The sequence below is a fragment of the Microcoleus sp. B4-C1 genome (assembly GCF_036705285.1).
Classification (GTDB): Bacteria; Cyanobacteriota; Cyanobacteriia; order Cyanobacteriales; family Microcoleaceae; genus Microcoleus.
Window position 1 is genome coordinate 1 of sequence record NZ_JAUBUC010000171.1, and the last position, 5030, is coordinate 5030.

The window sequence follows — 5030 nt, forward strand, 5'->3', positions numbered from 1 at the left end:
AAAAATCTTCTCTTTATCCCTTGGGCAAGTCTATTGCAACTAGATTAACTGCTACCCCTACTTATTGAGCCGATACCTTTATACCGCCTTAAATAAAGTCAAATTAATGCTGTATTGCTGCCAGGAAAATAATTATTTACACCCAATATTTAATGAACTAAGAAATATAGAAGAAGACTTTCAAAAAGGAGAAGTTACTAAAGATACATTAACATCTTTCTATAGCGCAGTGTTACTCCTCTATAGCAATCTAATACTTTTTAGTGATTTTAATAAAAAAAGTTACAAGTTTGCCAAAGAAGCTAGTCGCATACACTTAAAAATGATCGATGAAATAAAATCAATAGAGGCTCAAGCTGTTACAAAAGGTAATTATGTCCAGAATAAGGATAAGTATTTAAAGATTTGGAAGCAATTTCTAAAAAATATAATCTTGCTATGCTCCAACTATTCAAAACAAACACATGGTTCGTCGAAACCAGTTACCACAAATAAAAAATGGTTTACTGTTCTGTGTAATATATTTAGTAGTCTGTCTACTATAATGCTGAAACGTAGATCGTGGCCAAATGTTTCTATTAAATGGTCACGAAATTCAGCGACAGAAGATGAAATTTCCAATCAGTCACAATCGCCTGCGTCTGAGAATTCTGAAAAATTATCTGGTAGGTTTAAAGTCTCTAGTGAGAACCTTCATGTAGCAATTACTATTATCGTTTTTGTCATAGGTATAACATTAGCCTTAACTTTATTTGGTTAGAGGAGTTAGTGATGATCAGAACTTTTGCAATTATTGTATTTTGTGTTCCCGCTGTTTGGGATGTGGTGACGACTTACAAAGGCATAGTAAGTATTTTAGGTGGTGAAAATTCAGGAACTATGGGAGTGGCGATAGTTCTGGCTTTTTTTATTGCGGGCTTAAGTGTACTAACCACGAATATTTGGAAACCAGAGGTTCTAAAGAAGAAGAGTAATTTTAGTATAGTCATTAATGGAAAAGAATATCATATGGATCTGGGAATGCGTACAATTTTATGTTGGATGTGGTGGCCAGCTATTTTATTTGATTTCTGGACTTCTTTAATAGGAAATATTCAATTATTGACAAGGGGAAGTTTTGGTATTGCTGCTGCCACTGCTGCATCTATCCCTACCCCAACATTAGCGCAGTGGATAGTCATAATTTTCGCTACAGCTATATCAGCATTAAGTCCTATGATAGTAGGATATTTCATAACTTCATCTGATGAGTTTTAGCTCCGCGATCGCTTCATTAACTGTACCTGGAAACCCCTTTCCAGATTGATAGTCTTGTTTTCCTTGTGCAATGTTAGCAGCAATTTCGGTGCGACGGTGATCGCTAAGTCTCCGGTGCATGATGACCAGTAAAGCAGCTTGTTCGTCTATAGACAAGGTTTCGATCTCGTCTAAAATACTATCAAATGTTGAGGTTTGCATGGTGAGTTAGGTTTTGTGGCGATGATGGCTGTCTTATTTTACTCAAGTTTAAGGGAATTTGCTGAAGGCGATCTCACCTCCCATCGCCTGCTTTAAAAGTGTTTGAAGTCCGTGAGATAATAAATGTCTCTTGCTGGCACGATCGCTCTCTTTTGCGATCGAGGTTGACACTCACTATTATAATGTGGAGAAGTCTCAACCATTATGCGAGAAATTCAATCTGAAACAACACGATCGCCCGTAAGCGTTGCCCTCGAAGAGGATCGCCCCACCCAAAGAGTCCTGAACCCACATCGAGGCCAGAAACCGGGTTTCTTCCTATATCTCTAGCCCAGAATCTGCGATTTTTCATAGAAACCCGGTTTCTTCCCGTAACTCCTACCAAATCAAAATCTGGCAATACCCTAAATATAATTAAAATTTGTTAAGATTAACTCGACCTCAGCGCCGGCATCCCATCCGCCGCTAAACCAGCCCTTCCCCAGTCCCCACAACAATGCTGCGACTCGAACACATCAGTAAAATTTACCCCACAGGCGTCGTACTCAAAGATGTCACCTGGGAAGTCAAACCGGGCGATCGCATCGGCTTAGTCGGCGTTAACGGTGCCGGCAAATCCACCCAACTCAAAATCATCGCCGGCGAAATCGAACCCACCGCCGGCGAAGTTATTCGCCCCGCCAGCTTGCACATCGCCTACCTCTCCCAAGAATTTGAAGTCGATCCGACTCGCACCGTCAAAGAAGAATTTTGGCGTGCCTTCAGCGAAGCCAACGAAGTCCACGAATCCCTGATGCAAGTCCATCGAGACTTGGAAAACTCCTCCCCAGAAAATCTCGACGAACTGATCCACAAAATGGATCGGCTGCAACGGCAATTTGAAGGCCTAAACGGCTACGGTTTAGAAGCCCAAATCGAGAAAATTCTGCCCGAAATCGGATTTGAACCCGAAGATGGCGATCGATTAGTCAGCGCCTTCAGCGGCGGCTGGCAAATGCGGATGAGTTTAGGCAAAATTCTCCTGCAAAAACCTGACATCCTGCTGTTAGACGAACCTACCAACCACCTCGACTTAGAAACCATCGAATGGCTGGAAGTATACCTCAAAGGGCTGACAACCCCAATGGTAATCGTATCCCATGACCGCGAATTTCTCGATCGGCTCTGCACCCAAATCGTCGAAACCGAACGCGGCGTTTCCAGCACCTACCTCGGCAACTACTCCTCCTACCTGCTGCAAAAAGCAGAAGCCAGAGAAGCCCAACTCAGCGCCTACGAAAGCCAGCAAAAAGAACTCGAAAAACAGCAAGCATTCGTTGAAAAATTCCGCGCCAGCGCCACTCGCAGCACCCAAGCCAAAAGCCGCGAGAAACAGTTAGACAAAATCGAACGCATCGAAGCCCCCACCGGCGGATTAAAAACTTTGCATTTCCGCTTTCCCCCCGCACCCCGCAGTGGTCGCGAAGTAGCAATAATTGAAGATTTGGTGCACACCTACGGCGAAAAAATCCTATTTTTAGGAGCCGACTTATTAATTGAAAGGGGCGATCGTATTGCCTTTCTCGGCCCCAACGGCGCGGGCAAATCAACCCTGCTGCGGATGATTATGGGCTTGGAAAAGCCGACTGAAGGTACTGTCAAATTGGGAGGCCACAATGTCATCCCCGGTTACTTTGAACAGAATCAGGCAGAAGCCTTAGATTTGAATAAAAGCGTGATGCAAACGATTCACGACGAAGTTCCCGACTGGAAAAATGAAGAAGTTCGGACTTTGTTGGGCCGTTTCTTATTTACTGGTGAAACAGTATTTAAACAGGTTGGCGCTTTAAGCGGGGGAGAAAAAGCCCGCTTAGCTTTGGCAAAAATGCTGTTGACTCCCGTGAATTTGCTGATTTTGGACGAACCGACAAATCACCTCGACATTCCGGCGAAAGAGATGATGGAAGAGGCGATTCAGAATTATGACGGTACGGTAATTATCGTTTCGCACGATCGCTATTTCATCTCCCAAGTCGCTAACAAAATAGTCGAGATTCGGGACGGAGAGTTTCGCCCTTATTTGGGAGATTATCACTACTATCTCGATAAAATAGCTGAAGAAAAAGAGCTAGCCAAGTTAGCCAAAATTGAAGCAGAAAAAGCAGCTAAAAAAGCAGAAAAAGAAGCTAAGAAAAAAGCTGCGGCTAAGCAAAAATAAACTTGCCTCCCTCGCAGATAAACCTTAAATCCGCGTTTATCTGCGTGCATCTGCGGTTTAAAAAGCATCTGATTCTTAACTAACCCAAAATTCGACTAATCATCTGATTCGCCTGGGACTCGTAACTCCCACCAAACAAATTAAAATGATTTAAAATGTGATAGAGATTATAAAGAGTTTTGCGTTCTTCATACCCTGAATCCAAAGGCCAAACCTGATTATATCCCCGGTAAAACTGCCCCGGAAATCCACCAAATAGCTCAGTCATCGCAATATCAACTTCTCTATCTCCCAAATATGCCGCCGGGTCAAAAATTACCGGTTCCCCCGCAGATGTCACCCCCGCATTTCCCCCCCACAAATCCCCGTGAACTAGCGAGGGTTGAGGTTCATAACCAGCTAACAATTCAGGAATCATCTCTAATAAACGTTCTCCTTTCGGAAAATGGCCGCCCCGACGCTTAGCCAATTTTAACTGATAACCAATCCGATGTTCTGCCCAAAATTCTGCCCAATTTGCCGTCCAATTATTAATTTGTATAGTTGAGCCGATCGTATTATTAATATCCCACCCAAAACCACCCCTGAGCAAGCCCGAATTAGGCTCTTCTCCACCCCTTAGCAAGGTAGAATTAGGCTCTTCTCCCCCCCTTAGCAAGGGGGGGTTGGGGGGGGTGTATTTGTTGTGCATTTCGGCGAGTTTTCGCCCCATTTCTTCCCAAGCTCGATCGCCCCCGCGACTTCCCAAATCCAGCCATTCCAGCACAATATAAGCTGAATTCCCCTCAGTTCCCCAGCAAATCGGCTCAGGTACTCGAATCGTCTGGGTTTCCCGCATTTGCTGCAAACCCAGCGCCTCAGCTTCAAACATCGCGACTTGGGAAGCTTGATTGATTTTCGCGAAGTAAGTGCGGGAACTGCTGCTGATAGAATAGCCTTGATTGATGCAGCCACCGCTGACGGAATGGCGATTGTCGATCGAAAATGTTTCTCCCGTTGTTTCACAGATGTGCGCGGCAATTTTCTCCCACATAGCATGAAATCGTGTTGAGGGTTGAGGGCGATCGAAATTACTTTAACAGGTATAGCAAATTAAAAATTAATCAGCAAAAACAACAAAGCTTAATTAGCAAAAACAACAAACCACCTATCTGTACAGAGAGGTGGTTTTGTTTAAAAGTGGTTCGAGGGATTGAGCTATTTTCGAGCTGGAACCAGGGCGTTTAACCGTCGAGAAAGGAATAGCATCCCCGTGATGCCACGGGGTATTTTGAAACTACCAAAAAGTTGTCAGGGTGAAAAACCCTGAAGACTGCAGAGAAATTAAGTCATCATCATCACCATGTAGAAAGAGAGGTCAAGCCCTCGGTCTATT

Annotated in this window: 5 protein-coding genes; 3 read left to right on the plus strand and 2 right to left on the minus strand. The window is 43.9% G+C overall.

Going from position 1 to position 5030, the window contains the following annotated elements; translation table 11 throughout:
- Nucleotides 1-106: 106 nt before the first annotated feature.
- Together QUB26_RS31120 and QUB26_RS31125 are read left to right on the plus strand one after the other, a co-directional pair.
- A complete protein-coding gene (locus QUB26_RS31120; RefSeq protein WP_333321165.1) occupies nucleotides 107-760 on the plus strand; it encodes a hypothetical protein in 654 nt (217 codons plus the stop codon).
- An 11-nt stretch (nucleotides 761-771) separates the two neighbouring features.
- Entirely contained in the window at nucleotides 772-1257 is a 486-nt protein-coding gene (locus QUB26_RS31125) for a hypothetical protein (protein ID WP_333321167.1), read from the plus strand.
- Here QUB26_RS31125 and QUB26_RS31130 read toward each other — a convergent pair.
- Nucleotides 1240-1458 carry a hypothetical protein gene (locus tag QUB26_RS31130; RefSeq protein WP_333321169.1) on the minus strand — a complete coding sequence of 73 codons (219 nt, stop codon included), beginning with the start codon at nucleotides 1456-1458 and terminating at the stop codon, nucleotides 1240-1242. The two genes, QUB26_RS31125 and QUB26_RS31130, sit on opposite strands and share 18 nt — an antisense overlap.
- A 496-nt stretch (nucleotides 1459-1954) precedes the next feature.
- On the opposite strand from QUB26_RS31130, the gene QUB26_RS31135 reads away from it, so the two are divergent.
- Entirely contained in the window at nucleotides 1955-3655 is a 1701-nt protein-coding gene (locus QUB26_RS31135) for an ABC-F family ATP-binding cassette domain-containing protein (RefSeq protein WP_333321171.1), read from the plus strand.
- 79 nt (nucleotides 3656-3734) lie between these two features.
- Here QUB26_RS31135 and QUB26_RS31140 read toward each other — a convergent pair whose 3' ends face one another.
- Nucleotides 3735-4688, minus strand: coding sequence for a fructosamine kinase family protein (locus QUB26_RS31140; protein ID WP_333239190.1), 954 nt, complete (start codon nucleotides 4686-4688; stop codon nucleotides 3735-3737).
- Nucleotides 4689-5030: the final 342 nt, after the last annotated feature.

Excerpts from the sequence above, each read along its gene's own strand:
- QUB26_RS31120 (WP_333321165.1), top strand. The coding sequence starts at position 107 with ATGCTGTATTGCTGCCAGGAAAATAATTATTTACACCCAATATTTAAT.
- QUB26_RS31125 (WP_333321167.1), top strand. The coding sequence starts at position 772 with ATGATCAGAACTTTTGCAATTATTGTATTTTGTGTTCCCGCTGTTTGG.
- QUB26_RS31130 (WP_333321169.1), bottom strand. The coding sequence starts at position 1,458 with ATGCAAACCTCAACATTTGATAGTATTTTAGACGAGATCGAAACCTTG.
- QUB26_RS31135 (WP_333321171.1), top strand. The coding sequence starts at position 1,955 with ATGCTGCGACTCGAACACATCAGTAAAATTTACCCCACAGGCGTCGTA.
- QUB26_RS31140 (WP_333239190.1), bottom strand. The coding sequence starts at position 4,688 with ATGTGGGAGAAAATTGCCGCGCACATCTGTGAAACAACGGGAGAAACA.